General features: G+C 66.8%; 1 pseudogene. It reads left to right on the forward strand.

Annotated features, from left to right (window positions below):
• Positions 1–43: 43 nt before the first annotated feature.
• Positions 44–232, forward strand: a pseudogene (locus SB771_RS37375) (GNAT family N-acetyltransferase); the annotation flags it as partial.

Consider the following 232-nt stretch of genomic DNA (forward strand, 5'->3'; position numbering starts at 1 on the left):
CCGGCAAGCGCGCCCCGACGATGTGGCGGCGCTCGAGGACATATTGACGCAAACCTACGCGGGCACCTGGCGGCCGCAGATGACGCCGCAGAAGTACCAGTACTTCCTGGACAGCGGCAAGATCCCGCGATACGTCGCCGAGCGCGGCGCGCGGTTCCACGTTTGCGAGGCCGACGGCCGCGTGGCGGGCATGGTGGATTGGGAAAAGAACTTCATCTGGGCCCTGCACGTG

Origin of the sequence: Burkholderia sp. SIMBA_051, assembly GCF_046534915.1 — a bacterium.
Classification (GTDB): Bacteria; Pseudomonadota; Gammaproteobacteria; order Burkholderiales; family Burkholderiaceae; genus Burkholderia; species Burkholderia ambifaria.